Genomic DNA, 20,650 nt, shown 5'->3' with positions numbered 1-20,650 from the left:
CGATGTGGAGGGCGGGTTCACCGCCAGCCTCTCGGTGACCCTCCCGGCCTCGTGCGGCCCGACTGTGGTCGAGCACCACCTGGAGCACTTCGCGGTGGAGTTCCACAACTGGATCCTCCGAGCCGCTTCGGAATCGTCGGCACGCTCTGACGTCTGAGTCGCGGCCAGGCCCACCGGTCGGCCTCGTTGACCATGGTGCCTCGGCTCCTCCTTGGTGCAGGTGACTGTTGTCCAGGCGTCGAGCTCGGCACTCCCGGCCCCGCCGCACGTTGGGTCGAAGCCGCCTTCGTCACAGCCCCGCGTAGGTGGTCAGTCCTGCAGCGGCAGCAGTTCTGCCAAGCCGGTCGTCCGGAGCTTCGTCCGTACCGTCGGGGACGCGCGGACCCGGAGCCGCAGACCGGCGGCCTGGCATTCGCGGGCCAGGTTGATCAGCGGTGCCAGCGCCTCCAGCGCCAGGTACGCGACTTGGGTCAGGTCGACGACCACGCGGTCAATGCCGGTGCCGGATCGCCACGGAGCTGGGTTACGTGCCGAGCGCGTCGGCGCACAGCCTCGCCAGCAGCTCGTCGAAGCTGATCGGCCTGCTGGTGCCGGCGACCGACGAGGACAGCCTGATGATCAGCCCGCACCACATGGCGATCGCCGGGCACGCCGAGCGTGAACTGCGGAAGTCCGGCTACCACCTGCTGCTGCGCGGCATCGCCCGGCTGGCGGAGGTCACCGAGGCCCTGCACTCGTGGAGCCTTGACGGCGCGATCCTGCTGGGGTTCGTCGACGAGCAGATCGACAAGCGGACCAAGGCCACGGCCGGCCCGGTCCCGATGGCGGCGATCGACAGCTATTCCCGCAACCGGCTCACCGCCGGACCGCGGTCGGACGACTTCGTGGGCGCCCGCCTCGCCGCCGAGCACCTCCTCTCACTGGGCCATCGGGACATCGTGTTCGCGGGCCCGGAGTTCTGCCTCGCGGGCGTGGTCCGCGAACGCTTCGACGGGTTCCGCGCGGCGTTCGACGACGCCGGGGTGCCCTGGGCTCCCGGCATGGTCGAGGTCGTCAACACCACGCACCACGAAGGTCTCGGTTGCGGAAAATCCTTGCCCCGGCGGCATCCGAGCGTGACGGCGGTGTTCGCCACCGCCGACATCCTGGCGGTCGGCATCATGGAGGGCCTGATCACGACGGGCTTCTCCGTGCCCCGCGACGTCTCCGTCGTCGGCTTCGACGACTTGGAATTCAGCAAGTACGTCACCCCGAAGCTCACCACCGTGATCCAGGACATCGGCCGCAAGGGAGCCACCGCGGTCGCGATGCTGGTGGCGGCGATCGAGCAGCAGGTCCGGCCGGCCCATCCGGTCACCCTGGACGTGAGCCTCACGATTCGCGACTCCACGGCCCCGCCGAAGGGAAGTTGAGCACCCTTCGTCCCGCTCCGGTGATCCTCAACCGATCTCGAGATTCTGGGCGAGCACGGTGCCTGTGAAGGCGTTCACCCCGGGCAACCCGGGCGCGTATGTCGTGTCCACGGCGTGATGAGCGGGTTCAGCGTCCACGCCCCGCCACTTCCGGATCCGCCGGCCGCAACCGGAAGCGGAAACCGGCAGACATCGGCCGGTTCAAACTCAGCGAGGATGGCTACCCTGCCCGCGGTTGAACCCACAGCCGATCACTCGCGCGCGGATCCGTGACCACGGGTCGCGCCGGCCTTCCTCCACGCGCCCTTCGGTGCGAGACAGCGCGGTGCCCATGACCTCATCATCCGATCCCGCCGCCGAAGGACACCACTCGCTGGTGGGCCAGCCCCACAGCGTCGAAGAAGAAAGCTCGGTCGCCGAGGCCGAAGCCGAAGCCGCGCAGATCAGCACTCCTGAACGGCCGCTGGGCGGAATCGGCAAACGGCTCGACCGCCGATCGCCGTTCTTCATCGGCATGACCGCCGCCGCCGGGGTCGCCGTCACCTACGGGCTGATCCAGCTCCTCGCCGGCGCCGAGCAGATCCTCGTCCTGGTCGGACTCGCCCTGTTCCTCGCCATCGGCGCGGAACCGGCCGTCTCGTGGCTGGTGACCCACCGTTTCCCGCGCCGGCTCGCCGTCACCACCGTGTTCGTCGTCGCCTTCGGCGCCGTCGGCGGATTCCTCGCCGCCGCGATCCCCGTCATCGTCGAACAAGCCACCGCGCTGGTCCAGCGGGCCCCGGAGTACCTCCGCGAAGCTCAGGACCACAACACCTTCCTCGGCCGCCTCAACGAACGCTTCCACCTGCAGCAGGCGATCGAATCGGCGTTCAGCTCCGGCGGCGGCCTCACCAGCGGTGTCCTGGGCGCCGGCAAAGCGGTGTTCAACGTCGTGACCGACATGCTGATCGTGGTTGTCCTGACCATCTACTTCGTCGCCGACCTCCCCCGCATCCGCGCCACGATCTACCGGCTCGTCCCGCACTCCCGTCGACCACGGGCGATCCTCATCGGCGACAACATCTTCGCCAAGGTCGGCGGTTACGTCCTGGGCAATCTGGCCGTCTCCGTCATCGCCGGCGTCCTCACCCTGGTCTGGCTGCTGATCTTCGGCGTGCCCTACGCGGCGCTGCTGGCCATCGCGGTCGCGGTGCTCGACCTCATCCCGGTGATCGGTTCCGTGATCGGCGGCGTCCTGGTGAGCCTCGTCGCGCTGACCGTCTCATTTCCGGTGTGCCTCGCGACGGTCGGATTCTTCGTCGTCTACCGGCTCGTCGAGGACTACCTGCTCGTCCCGAAGATCATCGGGAACGTGCTCAAGGTTCCGGCATTGGTCACCGTCGTCGCCGTCCTGCTCGGCGGCGCGCTGCTTGGCATCATCGGGGCGCTGGTCGCCATCCCCGTCGCCGCGGCGATCCTGTTGCTCGTCGAAGAAGTGCTCTACCCACGTCTCGACCAAGCTTGACCCACCCCTTTTCCGCTTCGCGGCAAAGCCGAGGGGCCTCGGGCGCGGGCCACTTGATGTGGCCGTCGGCGTCGGCGGTCAGGTCGGTATCGCCCACGGCCTGTTCGCTGCCGTCGTCACCCGACAAGCGGCTTGGAGGTGCGGCGACAGTCCCAGCACCTCCAAGCAAGTGGGACGCGGCGTCGACAACGAAGGCCGCCGCAGTCCGGGGCACCCGTCCGAGAAGACCATATGCGGCCCAGTCAGCACCCGACTTGCAGTCACACCGGCGCGGCGACGAGGTACACCCGAGCTCCTGCGTGGCGACAGGCAGCACAAGCGAGTCCCGGCAGCGCACAGCCCGCCGTCCGACTCCTGCTCGCCAAGCCCTTGCAACTCCGATTCGGAATGGCCAGGCGCCACCGGGCTTAGCCGGTCGCGCTTGACACCGCCAGGCCGCATCTTCATTATTGGTGAAGTAAGTGCATGATAGTGAATACAGACCTTTCATAGGATCGGACCGTTGCGCCGATATCGAGCAATACGGACATCGCGGTCACAAGCAGGATGAAGAAGAATCATCCACGAAGCTATTGCAGTGCAACCGGACAAACTCACCATCGTCGTTCGAAGGGAAGAACGTGCGAGCTCGTATTGGCCATGTCCTCTCGCTTCCCGACAGCCGGTCGAGAACCTTCACCGTCGTCAGCATCGCGGCCACCACGATGCTGGTCATGGTCTTGGCCGCCGCATCAATGCCCGCGGACGCCGTGATCGGCCCCCATGCCGCGCAGGCACCGGAAGGGGCAGCCAGCGCAGAATCACAGTGCGCGGCGTTGGCCGCCAATGGCGGGGACAATTTCGAGTCCCTCCAGGGCGCCACGACATTCATCACGTCAGCGAAGCTCACCACCAGCGGCACGGGAAGCGAGGCGGTGACCCAGTGCACCGTCGACGGATACGTGACACCGTCGGACACTTTCATCGTCCAGCTTCCCGTTTCCGGCTGGAACCACATGCTGGAAGCGAACGGTAGTCACGGCCTGGGCGGCGCCTACTACCTCAACGAGTGCGCGCCATTCTTGGGGAAAGGCTACGCCACCGTAGCGAACAGCCTGGGCCACGTCGATCCCGGGCTGAACGGAGGATTCGCCTACAACAACCCCCAAGCTGACATCGATTTCGCCTACCGTGCGACCCACGTAACCACAGTGGCAGCGAAGGCGATCGTCCATGCTTTCTACGGAACGGAACCGCGCGAGTCGTACTTCAGCGGCTGCTCGGAAGGCGGGCGTCAAGGGCTCGTCGAGGCCGCGCGGTACCCCACCGACTTCAACGGCATCATTTCCGGGCCGGCGTTCCCCGACTGGTCGTCGGTGATCGGGTACGACGGCATCTACACGGATGTCGTCAACCGGGACGCCAACGGTCACGCAATCCTTACGAACGCCAAACTCCCCATCCTTCACGAGGCTGCGCTGCAGACGTGCGGTGCCGTCAACGGCACCATCACCGATCCCGAAACCTGTCATTTCGACCCGGCGATCACGCAGTGCCCACCGGCGAACCCCAACGGCGCCGACTGCCTCAGCGCCGCCCAGGTGAGAGTCGCACGGCTGTTCTACGGGCCGGTTCGCAACTCGCGCGGCCAAGCGATCACCTCGTACGCGAGCAACGAACCCGGCTCCGAACTGAAATGGACTTCTCGGATCAATGAAGCCGGCGCCCCCTCGCTCGAAGGCGGTATCGGTCTTCAGTTCGACCGTTACCTGGGTTTTCCTCACGATCCCGGTCCGGCATTCCAGGAGACCAGCTTCAACTTCGACACCGATCCCGCCCGCCTCACGGCCCTGGCGTCACAGTACGACGCCAATCCGGACCTCCAGGCGTTCCGCAACGCCGGCGGCAAGCTGATCATGTGGAGCGGCTGGGCTGACGAGGCCATGCCGCCGGACGCCACCGTGCAGTTCTACAAGGCCATCGAAGCCAAGGCCGGCGGAGCGGCGGCGACACAGAGTTTTGCCAGGCTTTTCATGGTCCCCGGTGAATACCACTGCGTCGGAGGCAGCGGGCCACAACTGGCCAGTGACAGTTTCGCCGATCTGCTCAACACCTGGGTCACCACCGGCCAAGCTCCCCAGACGGCCGTAGCCGTTCAGACCAAGACCGACGGCCAGGTCGCAGCCACCCGAAAGATCCATCCGTACCCGCTGCTCCCTGAGCCACAGGAAAATCAAGGGTAGCCTGAGACAGCTTTTCCGCAGCTTCACCTTCATAGGATTCCAGCCCGCGCGTCGGTCAATTGTCTCCGCCGTTGGTGCGGAGACAATTGACCGACCGCACCAATCTGTACCCGATGTCGCTGCCCAGCGACGCCGGCCAGCCCGCACGGCGCCAGCAGCCTCATGAGTCGGCCAGCGACACTTACGGGCGAACGGCGGCCGTCCAAGGCTTCGGCGCCAGCTCGCCGCCCCAGCACGGGACGTCCACGCTCGCCTGAAGAGAAAACCGGCTGCTCGCTGTCACTCTCGGCTCGTAGTCGGCTTTCGGGCGATCCGCAGAGAAAGGACAGCCCGCGCTCGTTGCCGATGCACGGGCAGTCGACCGATTACACGATCCGCTCGGTACCGGGGACCTCCCGCGCAGTACCGCAACTGTGTCTGGCCGTCCATCCCGCTGGGCGTGATGTACACGCCCTGCCGCACGTAGTCACCGATCATCCGCTCCAGCTCCGTGACGCGCCGCGGCAGCGCCTCGTCGAAGCGGCCGGGGTAGAACGGCACCATCTCGCCCCAATGCCTCAGGATCGCCTGCAGCTGACCAACGGGTCGAGTCCTTCGTGATTGGAGACGCTCGTCGACGGCGGTGGCACCCCGGGGGTGCAGGGAGGCCGAGACCCGCAGCGCGGCAGCCGTCCGCAGGACGGGGTCGAACCGAGGTGTGGAAGGGAACTCGTCGCCAGGTCGCCGCATGATCATGGTGCCGACGCGACCCAGCTCGCCGACGCACCGTTCGAGTTCCACGGGCACGGACGTCGGCACTGCGGCGAAGGCCGCGAACCGGGTCGGATGCCAACCAACGGCGGCGGCGAAGGTGTCGTTCACCGCCCGCACCAGGTCGACCGCGACGTCGGCGAAGCTGTTGCGTCGAAAGGCTCGGGAGGACCTGCATCGTGATGCCGTGGCGGTCCCTGTCCACCAGGCGGCCCTCGCCGAGGTCGCGCAACACAGCCGAACTCGGTGAACGAGGCAGCCCGCTGTCCGGATCGAAGCTCACGGAGAAGTGCGGGCTCGGTCCATGCGCCGCCGTCGGCGGCCGGACGCCCGGGACCTCATCCCTCCCCGGCGAGGGCTGCTGCGGTCTTGCGGGGCGGGTCGGGGACGGTGTAGGTACCGACCACCTGCTGCCTGATCCGGCCGATGCCCTCGACGTGGCTGACGAGTTCGTCACCGGGCTGCAGGAAACGCGGCGGCGTCCTGCTCATCCCGATACCGGACGGCGTGCCGGTGAAGACGAGATCGCCGGGGAAGAGCGGGGTGATGTGGGAAAGCCAGGCGACCAGGGCCGGTATCCCGAAAACCATGCCGGAGGTTCGGTGCAGCTGCAGGACCTCGTCGCCCAGCCGGGTGCCGATCTCCAGGTCGTCGGGGTCGGCGAATTCGTCGGGGGTGACCAGGACTGGACCAGTGGGCCCGAAGCCGGGGAACGACTTGGCCAGGCTGAACTGGGGAGCTGGACCGGAGTGCTGGAGGACGCGCTCGGACAGGTCCTGCCCGACGGTGAGACCGGCGACAACCGCCCACGCCTGTTCCTCCTCGATCCGGTAGGCGTTCGCGCCGATCACGGCGACCAGCTCGACCTCCCAGTCGACGTTGCCTCGTGGCAGGGTCAACTCGTGCTGCGGCCCCACGATGCACGCGGGGAACTTGGTGAAGACCACCGGCGTGGTCGGCAGGTCGTAGCCGGACTCTCGCGCGTGCTCCGCATAGTTCAGCCCGATGGCGAACACCTGCCGCGGATGCGGGCTGGGCGCTCCGACCTGCTCACCGGTCAGCCAATCCGCATCGGGCACGGCCTGGACCGCCCCGTACTCGGTATCGGCCCAGGCCCGGAACTCGGCCCACCGCTCGAAGACCGCGGCGGGACTGGGACCGAATCGGCCCCCGCTCGCTTTGAAGACGTCGACGGGCTCCTTACCGTGTGCCAGGACAGCGCGCCCGGCGACGTTGGCGATCCGCATAGCTCTTGCTCCGCTCGTTCGATGGGAAGATGACAGGTTTGCCGGTTGGCCGGCTTGGGACAGGACGGCAGCAGCGGACAGGTCGCTCTACGCCTGGAGCGTGCTGGGTACGGGGCGCTGCGGGCACAGGTCCGAGACGCACGCGCGCAGGAGGGTGCCGAGCGAGTCGGCGGACGCGGCGGAGCCGTAGACGTACCAGTCGGGCCGGACCACGACCGCCACGCAGGCGTGCTCGTCGAACCATCGCCGGTACGCGTCGTCGACGTCGTCGATCGCCGTCCCGGCTTCGAACTCGCTGTCCGCCGACGCGCCGAGGACGAGTACCGCGCCGCCCACCGTGCGCCAAGCGTCCAGGTCGTCGTTGCGGTCCGCGATCACAGCTGCGTCTCGGGCGAGGAGCAGCCATCCGCTGCCGGACACGTCGTCGAAGCGCTGCCTGCGGCCCGGTGGGTGCGCGACCCACGCCTGCGGGAACAACTTGCCGCGGGCGCTGTCGCCCGGGGCGGCCGCCGCGAGGAAACCCGCGTCGTAGCCGGGGAAACGGAAACCCTCGGGGAGTTGGGCCGCGCGCTTGCGCCGGAGCAGTTCTTCGTCGCGCAGTCTGGCCGCCCGCTTGTCGCGGATGGTCTGGATCCGGCCGAGTTCGACCGCCTTTTCGGTGATGGCCCGCACGTGCGGCGAACGTTCGGCGGCGTAGGTGTCGAGCAGCTTCTCGTCGGCTCCCCGCAGCACGAGATCGAGTTTCCAGGCGAGGTTGTGCGCATCTCGGAGGCCGGAGCACATGCCCTGGCCCAGGAACGGTGGCATCTGGTGGGCGGCGTCGCCGGCCAGCAGGAACCGGCCCTGCTTCCACTCCCGGGCGACCGTCGAGCGGAAGGTGTACGGCGCGACGCGGATGAGTTCGGCGTCCTCCGGGGTGATCCAGCGCTTGACCCGCTGCCACACCTGCGCGGGGTCGACGGCCTCGGCCGAGGAGACGGCTTCGTCGAGCATGAAGGAGAACCGGTGGTGGTGCGGTCCGATGGAGATGATGGAGGTCGGTTGCTCAGGATCGCCGTACTGCAGCGCCATCGGCAGGTCGACCTCGCGGGTGAGGCGGAAGTCGCAGACCAGCCACGGCTCTTGGAAGCCGTAGTCGTCGATTTCGATGCCGAGGCTCGACCTGAGCGAGCTGTTTCCGCCGTCGCACCCGACGGCGAACCGGGCGGTGTATCCCTGGGCACGGTCCTCCGACCCGGTTGCGGCTCTTCCCAGTTCGTCGGCCGGCCGGGCGACGACCTCCACCGCGTCGCCGGTCTGCCGGAAGTCCGTGGCCACCCGGCCCCGGACGATTTCGACGCCGGGGGTGCGCCGGCACAGGTCGTCGAGTTCGCGTTCCAGGACCGGCTGGAACATCATGTTGAACTCCGGCCAGCCCGAGCGGCCGAAGTCGGAGAATTCGTTGCCGATCAGGGTTTCCCCCTCGGCGTTGCACCAGTTGTAACTGCGTTGGACACGAGTGCCGACGGCGACTCGTTCGGCGATGCCGAGCTTCTGCAGCAACCTCATGGCGTCGTCGTCGAACGTCGCGGCTCTGGGCAGGTTGTAGAGCCCGGCGTACCTTTCGATGACACCGACCCGGTGTCCCCGACTGCCCAGCAGCGCGCTGAGCACCATGCCGGCCGGGCCGTAGCCGACGATCAGGACGTCGTAGCTTTCCGCCGGCCGGCTCGCCGGCGCGTTCACTGGTCCGCGGTCAGGATCGGTGCTCGCATGGCCTCCGGAACCAGCGGCCGGTCGTGGAGGGCCGGCGACGCCCATGCGGCGACGGGCAGCTCCTCGCTGCCGGGGTCGGGGTCCCAGAAGTACGGCGAGTCCGCCAGACCGTCCATCTCCGAGTAGTAGTACTCGGAGAAGGACCCTGCGGGGTCTTTGAGGTACCAGAAGTAGTTCGCCGACGCGGCGTGCCGGCCGAGCCCCCAGGCATGCCGCTCGGGGTGGTTCTCGATCATCCGCGAACCGCCGTAGCCGATCTCGTCGACACCGCGCACCTTCCACGCCGTGTGGTGCAGCAGCGTCATCGGAGCCGGCAGGAGGACGACGTTGTGATGGTCGGTTTCGAAGCGCATGAACGGCCCGCCGATGACGTAGTCGCTGAGCCGCATGCCGATGCCGTCGATGAAGAAGCGCTTTGCCTCCTCCACGTCGGTGCAGCCGATGACCACATGACCGAGCCGCAGCGGCCGGACCGGCTCCCGCTGGACGAGGTCGGTCCGGTCCACCGACGTCGGCACGGTCGGCGCCGGATCCCGCGGCAGGCGATCGGCCACTGAAACGCGGACCAGGACGCCGCTCACCGGCTCCGTCGCCTCCAGTCCGGCATCGGAGCGGACCGAGGCGATGCCGAGTTCCTCGAACCGCTGCGCGATCGCGTCGAGGTCGGCGTCCGCGTCCGCGGCGATGTTCAACTCGGCGATCCGCGGCACGTCGCCGCTGCGCAGGAACAGCTGCTCACCGCCCACCTCGGTGGCGAAGGTGCCGGGTGAGGTTTCCCGTAGGCCGAACTCTGTGTAGAAGGCGCAGGTCAACGGGAGGTTCGGCACCTCCCGGACGAGGCTGATCACGCGGTGGACACCCATGCCAACTCCTCAACAACGGGGGGTCGTCTTCGCAGCAACGTACCACTCAAGTGAATTGACTGCATATAAGTGAACGCATCTTCTTGGTCGAGCCTCCGGGCGTAGCTGCCGCGGGGTCAAGCCCGGCGGCCGCGTTTCCGCACTACGCGGACGGCTTGACGCAGCAGCACACGTCCACTTACCGTGACCGATGTAACTGGAACGCTCCTTACGGAACCGGACGATCGCGTAGCGCCAGCTGCGCCGTGGTCCTGGGACCCGACGTCGCGAGGCCGTTCTCGAGACGAGCCGCGAACCGACGCTCCAGCCATCGAGCCGCAGCCACCAGGAGACGACGTGACCCCTTCCAGCAAGGCCCCCGAGCGGACGCCGGCTCGGCCCACCGACTGCGACGTCGCCATCGTCGGCTACGGGCCGGTCGGCATGATCGCCGCCGGGTTGCTCGCCCAGCGCGGTCTGGACGTGGTCGTACTCGAGCGCTGGCCCGAGCGCTACTCGCTGTCCCGAGCGGGCCATCTCGACAGCGAGACGATGCGCACCTTCCAGAAACTGGGCGTCGCGGAAGACGTCGAGCTGGTGGCTCGTCCGATGGTGGAGTGGAGCCTGACCTCGGCGGACATGGACGTCCTGGCGACCGTCATGCTGGGCAAGGGGGGCGCCGGCTGGAAGGAGAGCTACCTCTCCTACCAGCCGGAGATCGAGGCGATCTTCGACGCCCAGGTCCGCGCGCTCGGCGTCGAGGTTCGCATGGGGACCGTGGCGACCGGGCTCGTGCAGGACGGCGACGCGGTCACTCTCACCGTCGTCCCCAGCCACGGTCCCGAAGCCGAGCCACGGCCGGGCGCCGAGCCGGGTACTGTCCGCGCCAGTTACGTCATCGGCGCCGACGGAGCGCGCAGCTGGGTGCGCTCCCGCATCGGCAGCGAGCGGACGGACCTCGGATTCCCGGCCCTCGACCAGCTCGTCATCGACATCGAGCACACCGACCCGGACGTTCACCTGCCCCAGTTGCCCGAGGTGTACCAGGTGCTCGACATCAACCGGCCGCTGCTGGCCGGCCGCTGGTCGGGGCCGCGCCACTCGCGGTTCGAGTTCGCGCTGAACGAGGGCGAAAGCCGCGCGGAGCTGATGGACGAGCAGCGCTGCTGGGAGCTGCTGAAGCGCTGGGACATCACTCCCGACGTCGGCCGGATCGAACGGCGAGGCGTCTACACCTTCGAAAGTGCCCTGACGACTCCCTGGCGGCAGGGTCGGGTGCTGCTCGCCGGCGACGCCGCCCACACCATGCCGCCGTTCATGGGCCAGGGCATGTGCTCCGGGATCCGCGACGCGTTGAACCTGTCGTGGAAGCTCGACGCGGTCTTCCGCGGCGACGCGGACCAGACCCTGCTCGACACCTACGAGTCGGAGCGGGCGCCGCACGTGCGCCGGCTGACCGAGATTTCGATGGCCTTCGGCGAGCTCGTGCTCATGCGCGATCCCGAGGCCGCACGGCAGCGTGACGAGATGCTGCGCGCCGGGAACGTACCCACCCCGCCGAGCTTTCCCCGGCTGGGACCCGGCATCGTGGCCAGAGGTTCGGAGAACGAGCTCGGGAGCGCCGTCGGCCGGCTTTCCCCCCAGGCCCGGGTGGCGCTCGACCGCAGGGTCGACCGGTTCGACGAGTTCGGGTCCGGGTGGCGCATCGTCGCCCGCCACGCCGTTCCGCCCGAGTTGTTCGACCAGAAGCAGCGAGACCTCATCGCCCGGCTGGACGTGGACATCGCGCACGTGTCCCGGGGCCCCGGCCCCGGTTACTACCTCGACCTCGACGCGGAGTACGACCAGTGGTTCCAGGCCAACGACGCGCAGGCTTTCGTGCAGCGCCCCGACGGTTACGTCTTCGGCACCGCGCGCTCGGTCACCGACCTGCCGGCCGTGCTCGACGAGCTCGCCGACGTCCTGGCCGGTCACGGATGGCACGGGCGGACGAATGCCGACCATGGCGTCGACGTCGAGCGAGCCGCGTCCAGCTGACCGAGGCCGTCGGCGGCGGGAGCACCGCTCGTGACTACGAGTGCCCGAGCTCCTGCGACATCGCCCGTGCCGAGTCCAGCAATCCAGCCGTCACGGAAGCGAGCTCGGCATCGGTGGCCTGCGGCGCGGGCAGTGCGACGGCCACCACCAGCGGCAGCGAATCCGCCGCGGAGAACACCGGTGCGGCGACCGAGACCACGCCGGGAACGACCCCGCCGGAGGTGACCGCGACGCCGGTGCGCAGGACGTCAGCGGTGAACCCGTCGACCTCGTCCCGGCTTGGAGCGCCGGGCATCCGGAGCTGGCCGCGAAGCAGGGGCCCGGTGAGCGTCTTCGGCAGGTGGGCCAGGTACACCCGGCCGATGGACGACGTCAGCAACGACATCGTGGCGCCGACCCGGACGGTGATGGGGAGTGCGTACGACCCGTACTCCCAGCGGACGACAACCGGTCCGTTGTCACCCCAGACGGCGAGGTTGACCGCGTGGCCGGTCCGGTCGCGCAGGGCCGGCAGGTGCTCGGAGACCAAGGAAACCTCGTCCATCCGGCGCAGCGCCTCGATGCCCAGCCGCCGCAGGGCGGGGCCCAGGTCGTAGCGTCCCGACCGGGACGACTGGGCCACGAGCCCGGCGCGCCCCAGGCTCACCAGATAGCGGTGCGCCTTGCTCGGCTGCATCCGGCTCGCGACGGCGATCTGGCTGAGGGTCATGGGGCCGAGGCCCTGCTCCAGCGCCTGCAGCACCGTCATGGCGAGTTCGACGGATTGGATACCCTGTCGAGCGGGCGACGTTCCAGGCTCGTCACTCGGGTCGGGCGGCAGCTGGGGGGCGGTCACGTCCTCACTCTATTCACCGGCGGAAGTTGCACGGTCATTGACCAGCCAGAGCTCTGCGAGAAGGCGTCCTGCTGACCGGTCAGCAGGACGCCGACGGCGGTGGGACGGGCGGGCAGCCGCGGCTGGGCGACCGCGCAACCGCGGCCGGTGCGCCGGGTGCCGGCCCGAACGGGTGCACGGTCAGCTGCGCTGTCCGGGGACGAGCACGAGCTTCCGGCGCGCTCCGGCGGTCTGCCGCTCCCAGGCGGCTTTGACCTCTCGTAGCGGCACGGCCTCGACGTCGACTTGCACCTTGCCGGCCGCGACACTCCGGGTGAGCTCCAGGTAGGCGGCCCGGCGGTCCTCGAACGGGCAGTGGAAGAGCGCGTAGCTGCGCAGGTCCAGCGCTCGGGCCCGCAGCTCGGCGGCCGGGAGATCGAGTGAGGGACCGGCGACCTGCCCCATCTGGATCAACCGGGCACCGTGCCGTGCCGCCTTGATCGCACCCAGTGCGGGCAGGCCCCACAGCGGATCGATGATCACGTCGAGGGGACCGACGCGGTCGAGCACCGTTCGCGCGAAGTCGTCGGGATCGTCGACGAGGGAGACGGCGGACAGGCCGGGCTCAGCAGCGAGCCGATCCAAAGCCGGGCCTGGCAGGTCGGCGGCCACCACCGCACCGGCGCCAAGAGCCCGGGCTGCCTGGTGGGCGATGCGGCCCAGCGCTCCGGTGGCGCCCAGGACCAGCACCGTCTCACCCGGCTGAAGCCGCGCGCGCCAGGTCAGGGCGGTCCAGGCCACCAGCCCGGTGTTGCCCAGGGCGGCGGCGGCGAGGTCGTCGATGCCGGGCGCCACCGGCATCAGCCGGTCGGTGGGTACGAGGGTCTGTTCAGCCCAGGCGCCGTAGGGTCCCACGGTCTCGTCGAAGAAAACCCGTTCCCCATCGTCGGTGAAGCCGACCCCGTCGGTTCCCACCACGTGCGGAACGGGGGGCACTTCGCCGTAGAACCGACCGGACGCGCGCAGGAGCACGAAATGGTGCACTCCGGCGGCGGCGACGCGCAGCACCGAGTTCCCGCCACCGCCCGTCGGCGGCGGGAAGTCGTCGTAGGCGGGCGCGGAATCCAGCTTGTGCAGTACGGCAGCCTTCATGTCCTTCTTCCTTGGCCGTTGTCAGGTGGTTTCGCGTGCGGGGCCGGCTGTCTCACCGGGTGGCGGGCGCCTGGTGCAGCCAGCCGAAGGCGACCTCGTAGAGCTCGTCCACCTGCTCCGGGCGATCGCTTCCGTAGAGATCGTCGCGAAGTGACTTGCCGATCTCGTGCAGGTGGTAGGCGAGGTACATGAACGGCCTGCGGAATCGGGCGAGGATCTCGGTGTCGATCTTCGGCGACGTTCCGAACACGACGGGGACAAGGGTGTCGCGGTCGTAGACGCAATCAAGGCTGGAGATCTTCCAACTACCTTCGATGCGTTCCAGCCGGTACAGCAGCCTGGTGCAGGAGATGACGTAGGCGTCGACGCCACCGAAGCTCTGGACGATCGAGATCTCGGCCGGTACCTCCGCCATCGCCCGGTCGCCCGCCGAGTGCACCACGGGCGGGGACAGCCGGTGGCTCGGCCGGAGACCCTCCGCAAAGCTCTCCCGGGACAGCTCGACGAACTCTGCCCCGGATCCGTCGAACCAGGTGATGCGGACCCGCGAGTGCGGGTGGAAGCAGGAGCCTTCCTGGTCGAACCAGCCGCGGTCGCGCCCTTGGCGCTCTTTGAGGATCACCTGGGTGATCTCGGTGGTGTCGTTCATGGCGGCTCCTTGCCGAGGAATGTCGAGGACCACTCAGACCCGCATCAGGCCGCCGTCGGCGACGATGGTCTGCCCCGTCACGAAGGCCGAATCGTCGCTGGAGAGGAAGCAGACAGTGCCCACGATGTCGGCGGCCGTCCCGACCCGCTTGATCGCCTGCATGCCGGCGACCATCTCCAGCACCTCGTCACCGATGAAAGCCTGGCCGCCCGGGGTGCTCGACGCCGTGGGACAGACGGCGTTGACGGTGATGCCGTGCGGAGCCAGGTCGGTGGCCAGGGCCCGGGTGAAGCCGATCACCCCACCCTTGGCGGCCATGTAGGGGACCATGTCGGGCACCGCGAGGCCGAGCGAGTTCGAAGCGACGTTGACGATCCGCCCCCAGGAATTGTCGCGCATCGAGCCCATCACCGCTTTCGCCATGAGGAACTGGGAGTCCAGGTTGATGCCCTGGATGCGCTTCCACTCGGCGAAGTCCAGCTCCCAGATGTCCCGGAAGGGGAAGGCGCCGGCGTTGTTGACGAGGATGTCGACGTGCCCGGCGAACCCGAGCACGTCGGCGGTGATCGCTTCGACCTGCTGCGGGTCGGTGAGGTCCGCCTGCAGCGCAAGCGCCTTCCGGCCGGCCTCCTGCACGGCCGCGACCGTCTTGTCCGCGGGGTTCAGGTCGACCGCGATGACGTCGGCGCCCCGGCGGGCGAGCTCGACGGAGATGGCGGTACCGAACCCGCCTGCCGCGCCGGTGACGACAGCGACACGGCCGGCGTGGGTGGACGGGCTGCTCATGGGATTGCTCCTTTTTCCGGTGTTACGGGTGCCCGCTGTTGCGGGCTTTGCGCGGCGTGCCGCCCGGTGGGTCAGTGCTGAACCGGCACGTAGTCCTGCACGATCTGCTTGTACTCGAGGAAGTCCTCCATGCTGGCCGTGCCGCCGAGCCGGCCGAGTCCGCTGGCCTTGTAGCCGCCCTCTTCGAACTCGATGGTCAGATTGGCCCAGGAGTTGACCGAGATCAGGCCCGCGTCGAGCTGCCGGGCCAGGCGCGCCGGCCGGTCGACGTCGCGGCTGTAGACGGACGCGGACAGCCCGTACTTGGTGCCGTTCGCCAGGGCCACCGCCTCCTCCTCGGTGTCGAAGACCTGGACGGTCTGCACCGGCCCGAAGGTTTCCTCCTGCACGATCGGCAGCGAGGCGTCCTCCACCGACAGCAGCGTCGGGTGGTAGAAGGCGCCGCCCGCCAGGGCCGGGTCGGTGCTCGGGCCGCCGCGGACGATCGGCTTCGCGCCCGCCGCGATGGCTTCTTCGACGGCGGCGTCGACGCGCGCGACCGACGCGGTGTCGATCATCGGCCCGATCTGGCTGGCCGGATCCGACGCCGGGCCGGGCTTGACCGCCTCGAGCCGCTCGGCCAGCTGCTGGGTGAACTCCTCGGCGATTTCGCGCTGCACGAGAACCCGGCTCCCGGTCATGCAGAACTGCCCGGCGAACACGGTCGACGAGGCCACGACGGTGGGCAGGACCAGGTCGAGATCGGCATCCGAGAAGACCAGGTGGGGTGTTTTGCCGCCCAGCTCCAGCCCCACCCGCTTGAAGTTCTCCGCCGCGTTCCTGGCGATGATCCGGCCGGTCGCGGTGCTGCCGGTGTAGCTGATCACCGGCACCTGGGGCGACTCCACCAGCAGTTCGGCGACCTCGGAGCCGGACTCGATGACGACGTTGACCACACCGGCCGGCAGTTCCGGCACGCCGGCGAAGATTTCCGCCGCCAGGTGGCCGGACTGGGCGGCCTGGCCGGGCAGTTTGAGCACGGTGGTGCAGCCGGCCGCGAGTGCCGGGGCCAGGGCCCGAATCGACAGGTACGCCGGCGAGTTCCACGGGGCGATCAGTCCCGCGACGCCGACCGGCTGGCGGATCGTCATGGCCTGCCGGCCCGGCTGGGTGTCACTGACCCGGCCGAAGGTGTGCAGCGCGAGCCCCGAGGCGAAGCGCAGGGCCCGGACGATGAAGTGCGCCTCGAACGCCGCCTCGCCCGGCAGCTTGCCGTTCTCCCGGCAGAGCGTGGCCACTACGGCGTCCATCCGTTCGGCGTAGGCGTCGGCCAGGTGACTCAGCGCCGTGGCCCGTCGCATCGCGTCCAGCCGCCAATCACTGTCGAGGAAGGCGCTGCGGGCGGCGTCGATCGCCGCTTGCCCGTCCGCCTTGTCCGCGTCGGCGTAGGTACCGATGACCTCACCGGTCGCCGGGTCGACGCTGTTCGAGGTCCGGGCGGAACCGACTCGTTCACCACAGATGAAGTGCCGCACCGCGATGTGCTCAGTCATCTTCTCGTCTCCTCCGATGAGGGCATGTCTGCGAGGACCACGTAGGGAGAGCGCCCGAGGTGCGGGAGTCGGGCAACGCCGTTCCCGCTGTCCACCAAGGTCCAACGTTCACCTCTGTGCATTCGATTCACGAATGCTGAACCCCGTGGTCCACTTGTGTCAAGGCCGATCGGCGGCAGCAAGAGCCCTTGACAGGGCCTGACCTCTCCCTTAGCTTCGCTCTACCGCTGTATGTAACGACCGCCACAGAAGCAGACCACCAGGCCGACCCTGCCGCACCGGCCGCGCGTCGGCACCACTCGGCAAGCCACCAGTCGCCGGCGGTTCGAGGAGCGAAGGGCCCAGGCCCGCATCGTTGGCAGGAAAAACGACAACGTGTCACTGACGACAGGAGAGTCGAGTGCTGCTCGCGAAGATCGGTCATCTGAGGCGCGGCAGCGCCGCGCCCGCACGGTCCGGGACATCCGGGCCGGCGGGGCAGACCATGCCGTTTCCGCCGCCACCCAAGAGTGCCGGTGGGCGCTGGACCCGCAGCACCGCGCCCCGGGTGGCAGCGGCGTGCGCGGCGGTGGTGGTGATGGCTGTCTCCGTCGCCGCCTGCGGGTCGAGCTCGACCTCGTCCGGGGCATCGGCACAGGGAGCGAACACGGCGGCGGCGCAGGCGGCTGTCGCGCCCTACACCGGTCACTCGGGTGCGTTCCCGGTGACGCAGCCACTCAGCAGGCCGCTGCCGGCCGGGACGACGTTCGCCTTCCTGCAGTGCGGGACCGCCGCCTGCGGATTCACGGCCAAGCTGCTGGCCCCCGCGATCAAGGAGGTCGGAGGCACGCTGACCGCGGTGAGCGCCGGCACCACCGCACAGTCCATGCAGGCCGCGGTCTCCAGCGTCCTCACCCTCAAGCCGGCCGTCGTGATCATCTCCGGCATCGACCCGAACGCGTTCGGCGGTGCGCTCAAGGAACTGTCCGCCGCCGGCATCAAGGTCGTCACGATCTCGGTCGCGCGGGATACCGCACCGTACGGCGTCACCTTCAACTACATCGGTCTGCAGACGACGCAGACGGCCGGCAAATTGATGGCCGACTGGGTTATCGCGAACAAGGGCGGCCAGGCCGACGTCGTGTTCTACGGCGTGCCCGCGATCGACTTCTCCACCAAGCAGCAACAAGCTTTCGAAGAGGAGATGCGGAAGAACTGCGCGGGATGCGCGGTCCGGGCGGTACAGATCAACGTCGCCACGTTGGGTACCACCTCCGCCCGCACGGTCGTCACCGACCTGCAGTCCCACCCCAAAACCGACGTGGCGGTGTTCGCGAGCGCCGAGGTGGCCGCTGGTCTGCCGACCGCGATGAAGGCGGCCGGTCTGTCGGTCACGACCCTCGGCTACGCACCCCAGCCCGGAGGCCTGCAGGACATCAAGGACGGCGGCATGACGGCCGGGCTGGCCGTCGACTTCCCGATCGCCGTGTGGACCGCTGTCGACGCCGCGGCGCGTCTGGTCGAAGGTGATCAGCCGACGGCGTCCGAGCAGGCCGGCGAGGTGCCGATCCAGCTGCTCGGACAGCGGGACATCACCTTCGACCCCTCGCGGGGCTGGTCCGCCTACCCGGACTACCAGCAGCGGTTCGCCACGCTGTGGCACCCGGCGAGGTGAGCCGATGGCCACCGCATCCGTACCGCTGCTGCGCGTGAGCGGCATGTCGAAAACGTTCCCCGGGCTGAAGGCGCTCGACGACGTGTCCCTGGAGGTCCGCTCCGGCGAGATCGTGGCCGTCCTCGGCCACAACGGATCCGGGAAGTCGACGCTGGTGAAGATCCTCGCCGGGGTCCACTCCGCCGATCCCGGATCGGTCGTGAAGGTCCGCGACGCCGGAGGCCGGCTGGTGTCCGGGCTCCCGGCGAGGGAGGAGCTGCACTTCATCCACCAGGACCTCGGACTGGCCGACATCCTGACCACCGTCGAGAACCTGGGGCTGCGCCGCACGACCCCCGGCCGAGGCCTGGCCCCGGTGCACGGGACGGCCGAGCGTCGGCACGCCCAAGAGCTGATTGCCCGGTTCGGCCCCGGATTCGACGTGACCCTTCCCGTCGGCCGGCTGTCCCCGGCGCAGCGGGCGATCGTCGCTATCGCCCGGGCGATGGACGGCTGGACCCGCCCGGACAACGTGCTGGTCCTGGACGAGCCGACGACGGCGCTGCACGGGGACGAGGTGCAACTGCTCTTCGAAGCCGTCAGGCGGGTCGCGGCCTCCGGCGCGGGAGTGGTTTTCATCTCCCACCGCCTGGACGAGGTGCTCCAGCTGGCGGACCGCGTGGTCGTCCTGCGGAACGGACAGGTGGTGGCGGAGGAGCCCACCGACCGGCTGGACCACGACGCCGTCGTCGCCCTGATCGCCGGCCGGGCCGTGGCCGACCCGTCAGTGAGCCGGCAGGCCGCTCCGGGACCACCGGTGCTGGAGGTCGCCGGGATCAGCGGTGAGGAGATCCAGGACTTCTCGTTGACCCTGCGAGCCGGGGAGATCGTGGGGATCGGCGGCATCCTCGGATCGGGCAGGGAGCAGCTCGGGCCCATGCTGTTCGGTGCCGCGCACCGGTACGGGGGCCGGGTCGACGTCGCCGGGGAGGAACTGGCCGCTGACGACACGATGGCGGCGATCGAGGCCGGGATGGCCTACGTACCGGCCGACCGCCGACGGGGTGGCGCGGTGCTGGGGATGAGCGTCCGGGAAAACCTGACGCTACCGGCGATGCGACCGCTGCGGCGGGCGTTCGGCCGCCTCGACGCCCGGGCCGAGCGGGCCGAGGCCCGTGCCTGGATCGACACCGTCGGGCTGCGCCCGGCCGACCCCGAGCGGCGGTTGCAGCTGTTCTCCGGCGGTAACCAGCAGAAGGTCGTGCTGGCCAAGTGGCTGCGGGTCCGTCCCCGGGTGCTGCTGCTCGACGAGCCCACCCAGGGCGTCGACGTCGGCGCGAAGGCGGCCATCTACGAGCTGATCCTCGCGGCCCGCGGTGAGGGGGCCGCAGTGCTGCTGTGCTCGTCCGACACCAAGGAGCTGGTGACCTTGTGCGACCGGGTGCTGGTCCTCATGGAGGGCCGGGTGGTCAGCGAGGTTCCGCGGGCCGAACTGACGGAGGCTCGCCTCGTGCGGGACGAGCTGGACCTGCGGGCAGCCGCCGGCGAGGAACGCGGAGGTGAGCGCGGTGCCTGACCGTGCGGTGTCCGGAAGTGAAGCAGCCGTCGGTGTGCGATCCCGCCAGTGCGCAGGACCTGACAGTGCAACGAGCGAACGCAGCGAGGAGAACAGCGCCATGAACGTCGCGGCGCCCGGGAAAGCCCCGGGTGAAACGCTGCCGGTCCTGGTGGGTCGACGTTGGCGGGGGGCGGTGGCTTTTCGCAACGTGGCTGCGTTGTACCTGCTGGCGGTCATGGTCGTGGTGTTCTCGCTGTGGGTACCCGACTCCTTCCTGACCGCCGGCACCTGGCGGTCGTTGCTGTCGGACCAGGCGATCACCTGTCTGGTCGCGGTGGGTTTGGTGGTGCCGATCGCCGCCGGCGTGGTGGATCTGGCGATCGGGACCGAGGTCGGACTGGGCGCGATCGTGGTCGCCTGGCTGCTGCTCGGGCACCTGCCCGTGGCGGTGGCAGTGCTGTTGTCATTGGTGGCGGGAGCCGGGGTCGGAGTGCTGTCCTGGCTGTTGATCACCCGGGCGAGGATCCCGTCCTTCATCGCCACCTTGGGCGTGTCCTCACTGCTGACCGCCGTGATCGCCTGGCTGTCGGGCAGTGAGCAGATCGTCGGCCTGCCCCCCGGCTTCTCCCGGATCGCCACCGGCCAGTTCCTCGGCCTGGCCTACCCGTTCTGGATCATGATCGCCGTCGCCACCCTCCTGTGGTACGTCCTGGAACGCACCCCACTCGGCCGACGGATCTACGCCACCGGCGGCAAC

General features: G+C 69.1%; 17 protein-coding genes. 7 read left to right on the top strand and 10 right to left on the bottom strand.

Features of this window, described 5'->3' with window-relative positions; genetic code table 11:
* Positions 1–309 precede the first annotated feature (309 nt).
* Positions 310–495 (bottom strand): STAS domain-containing protein, encoded by a 186-nt coding sequence (locus C2L59_RS46770; RefSeq protein ID WP_103356041.1) that lies wholly within the window; start codon positions 493–495, stop codon positions 310–312.
* A 32-nt stretch (positions 496–527) separates the two neighbouring features.
* Between C2L59_RS46770 and C2L59_RS46765 the strand changes: the two genes are divergently transcribed.
* The 3 genes from C2L59_RS46765 (at position 528) to C2L59_RS46755 (ending at position 5,138) form a co-directional block, all read left to right on the top strand.
* Entirely contained in the window at positions 528–1,412 is an 885-nt protein-coding gene (locus tag C2L59_RS46765) for a LacI family DNA-binding transcriptional regulator (RefSeq protein ID WP_199199837.1), read from the top strand.
* Between the two features lie 376 nt (positions 1,413–1,788).
* The gene (locus tag C2L59_RS46760) at positions 1,789–2,916 is read left to right on the top strand and encodes an AI-2E family transporter (protein WP_103356017.1); all 1,128 of its coding nucleotides are present in this window, start codon (positions 1,789–1,791) and stop codon (positions 2,914–2,916) included.
* Between the two features lie 461 nt (positions 2,917–3,377).
* A complete protein-coding gene (locus tag C2L59_RS46755; protein WP_146060554.1) occupies positions 3,378–5,138 on the top strand; it encodes a tannase/feruloyl esterase family alpha/beta hydrolase in 1,761 nt (586 codons plus the stop codon).
* A gap of 279 nt (positions 5,139–5,417) precedes the next feature.
* Here C2L59_RS46755 and C2L59_RS46750 read toward each other — a convergent pair whose 3' ends face one another.
* The 4 genes from C2L59_RS46750 to C2L59_RS46735 form a co-directional block, all read right to left on the bottom strand.
* On the bottom strand, positions 5,418–6,125 hold the full coding sequence (locus tag C2L59_RS46750) for an amidohydrolase family protein (RefSeq protein ID WP_255410392.1): 708 nt from the start codon (positions 6,123–6,125) through the stop codon (positions 5,418–5,420).
* 101 nt (positions 6,126–6,226) lie between these two features.
* Positions 6,227–6,967 carry a fumarylacetoacetate hydrolase family protein gene (locus tag C2L59_RS46745; RefSeq protein ID WP_370444849.1) on the bottom strand — a complete coding sequence of 247 codons (741 nt, stop codon included), beginning with the start codon at positions 6,965–6,967 and terminating at the stop codon, positions 6,227–6,229.
* Positions 6,968–7,222: 255 nt separating this feature from the next.
* Positions 7,223–8,860, bottom strand: coding sequence for a bifunctional 3-(3-hydroxy-phenyl)propionate/3-hydroxycinnamic acid hydroxylase (locus tag C2L59_RS46740; RefSeq protein ID WP_158263177.1), 1,638 nt, complete (start codon positions 8,858–8,860; stop codon positions 7,223–7,225).
* Positions 8,857–9,753: a VOC family protein gene (locus tag C2L59_RS46735; protein ID WP_103356012.1), complete on the bottom strand. Its 897-nt coding sequence runs from the start codon at positions 9,751–9,753 to the stop codon at positions 8,857–8,859. The genes C2L59_RS46740 and C2L59_RS46735 overlap by 4 nt, the downstream gene beginning before the upstream one ends.
* 336 nt (positions 9,754–10,089) lie before the next feature.
* Here C2L59_RS46735 and C2L59_RS46730 point away from each other — a divergent pair, with 336 nt between their 5' ends.
* Positions 10,090–11,769, top strand: a complete 1,680-nt coding sequence (locus C2L59_RS46730; RefSeq protein ID WP_103356011.1) for a bifunctional 3-(3-hydroxy-phenyl)propionate/3-hydroxycinnamic acid hydroxylase — start codon at positions 10,090–10,092, stop codon at positions 11,767–11,769.
* 34 nt (positions 11,770–11,803) lie between these two features.
* Here C2L59_RS46730 and C2L59_RS46725 read toward each other — a convergent pair whose 3' ends face one another.
* The 5 genes from C2L59_RS46725 to C2L59_RS46705 all read right to left on the bottom strand — a co-directional run bounded on the left by C2L59_RS46725 (position 11,804) and on the right by C2L59_RS46705 (position 16,702).
* The gene (locus C2L59_RS46725) at positions 11,804–12,604 is read right to left on the bottom strand and encodes an IclR family transcriptional regulator (protein ID WP_199199834.1); all 801 of its coding nucleotides are present in this window, start codon (positions 12,602–12,604) and stop codon (positions 11,804–11,806) included.
* A gap of 180 nt (positions 12,605–12,784) precedes the next feature.
* A complete protein-coding gene (locus tag C2L59_RS46720) occupies positions 12,785–13,735 on the bottom strand; it encodes a zinc-binding alcohol dehydrogenase family protein (RefSeq protein WP_103356009.1) in 951 nt (316 codons plus the stop codon).
* Between the two features lie 52 nt (positions 13,736–13,787).
* On the bottom strand, positions 13,788–14,384 hold the full coding sequence (locus tag C2L59_RS46715; protein WP_103356008.1) for a nuclear transport factor 2 family protein: 597 nt from the start codon (positions 14,382–14,384) through the stop codon (positions 13,788–13,790).
* Between the two features lie 33 nt (positions 14,385–14,417).
* On the bottom strand, positions 14,418–15,170 hold the full coding sequence (locus C2L59_RS46710) for an SDR family NAD(P)-dependent oxidoreductase (RefSeq protein WP_103356007.1): 753 nt from the start codon (positions 15,168–15,170) through the stop codon (positions 14,418–14,420).
* 71 nt (positions 15,171–15,241) lie between these two features.
* A complete protein-coding gene (locus C2L59_RS46705) occupies positions 15,242–16,702 on the bottom strand; it encodes an aldehyde dehydrogenase family protein (protein WP_103356006.1) in 1,461 nt (486 codons plus the stop codon).
* A 703-nt stretch (positions 16,703–17,405) separates the two neighbouring features.
* Between C2L59_RS46705 and C2L59_RS46700 the strand changes: the two genes are divergently transcribed.
* From C2L59_RS46700 to C2L59_RS46690, 3 genes are all read left to right on the top strand, one after another.
* Positions 17,406–18,356 (top strand): substrate-binding domain-containing protein, encoded by a 951-nt coding sequence (locus tag C2L59_RS46700; protein ID WP_158263176.1) that lies wholly within the window; start codon positions 17,406–17,408, stop codon positions 18,354–18,356.
* A gap of 4 nt (positions 18,357–18,360) precedes the next feature.
* Positions 18,361–19,911 (top strand): sugar ABC transporter ATP-binding protein, encoded by a 1,551-nt coding sequence (locus tag C2L59_RS46695; protein ID WP_103356004.1) that lies wholly within the window; start codon positions 18,361–18,363, stop codon positions 19,909–19,911.
* Positions 19,904–20,650 (top strand): ABC transporter permease (locus C2L59_RS46690; RefSeq protein WP_146060551.1); only part of this gene is annotated, 747 nt, incomplete at its 3' end. The genes C2L59_RS46695 and C2L59_RS46690, both read left to right, overlap by 8 nt.

This window comes from Amycolatopsis sp. CA-128772 (genome assembly GCF_002904295.1).
Lineage (GTDB): Bacteria > Actinomycetota > Actinomycetes > Mycobacteriales > Pseudonocardiaceae > Amycolatopsis.
This window is presented reverse-complemented; position numbering and strand designations above follow the sequence as displayed.

Excerpts from the sequence above, each read along its gene's own strand:
- C2L59_RS46695 (WP_103356004.1), top strand. The coding sequence starts at position 18,361 with ATGGCCACCGCATCCGTACCGCTGCTGCGCGTGAGCGGCATGTCGAAA.
- C2L59_RS46735 (WP_103356012.1), bottom strand. The coding sequence starts at position 9,753 with ATGGGTGTCCACCGCGTGATCAGCCTCGTCCGGGAGGTGCCGAACCTC.
- C2L59_RS46705 (WP_103356006.1), bottom strand. The coding sequence starts at position 16,702 with ATGACTGAGCACATCGCGGTGCGGCACTTCATCTGTGGTGAACGAGTC.
- C2L59_RS46720 (WP_103356009.1), bottom strand. The coding sequence starts at position 13,735 with ATGAAGGCTGCCGTACTGCACAAGCTGGATTCCGCGCCCGCCTACGAC.
- C2L59_RS46715 (WP_103356008.1), bottom strand. The coding sequence starts at position 14,384 with ATGAACGACACCACCGAGATCACCCAGGTGATCCTCAAAGAGCGCCAA.
- C2L59_RS46710 (WP_103356007.1), bottom strand. The coding sequence starts at position 15,170 with ATGAGCAGCCCGTCCACCCACGCCGGCCGTGTCGCTGTCGTCACCGGC.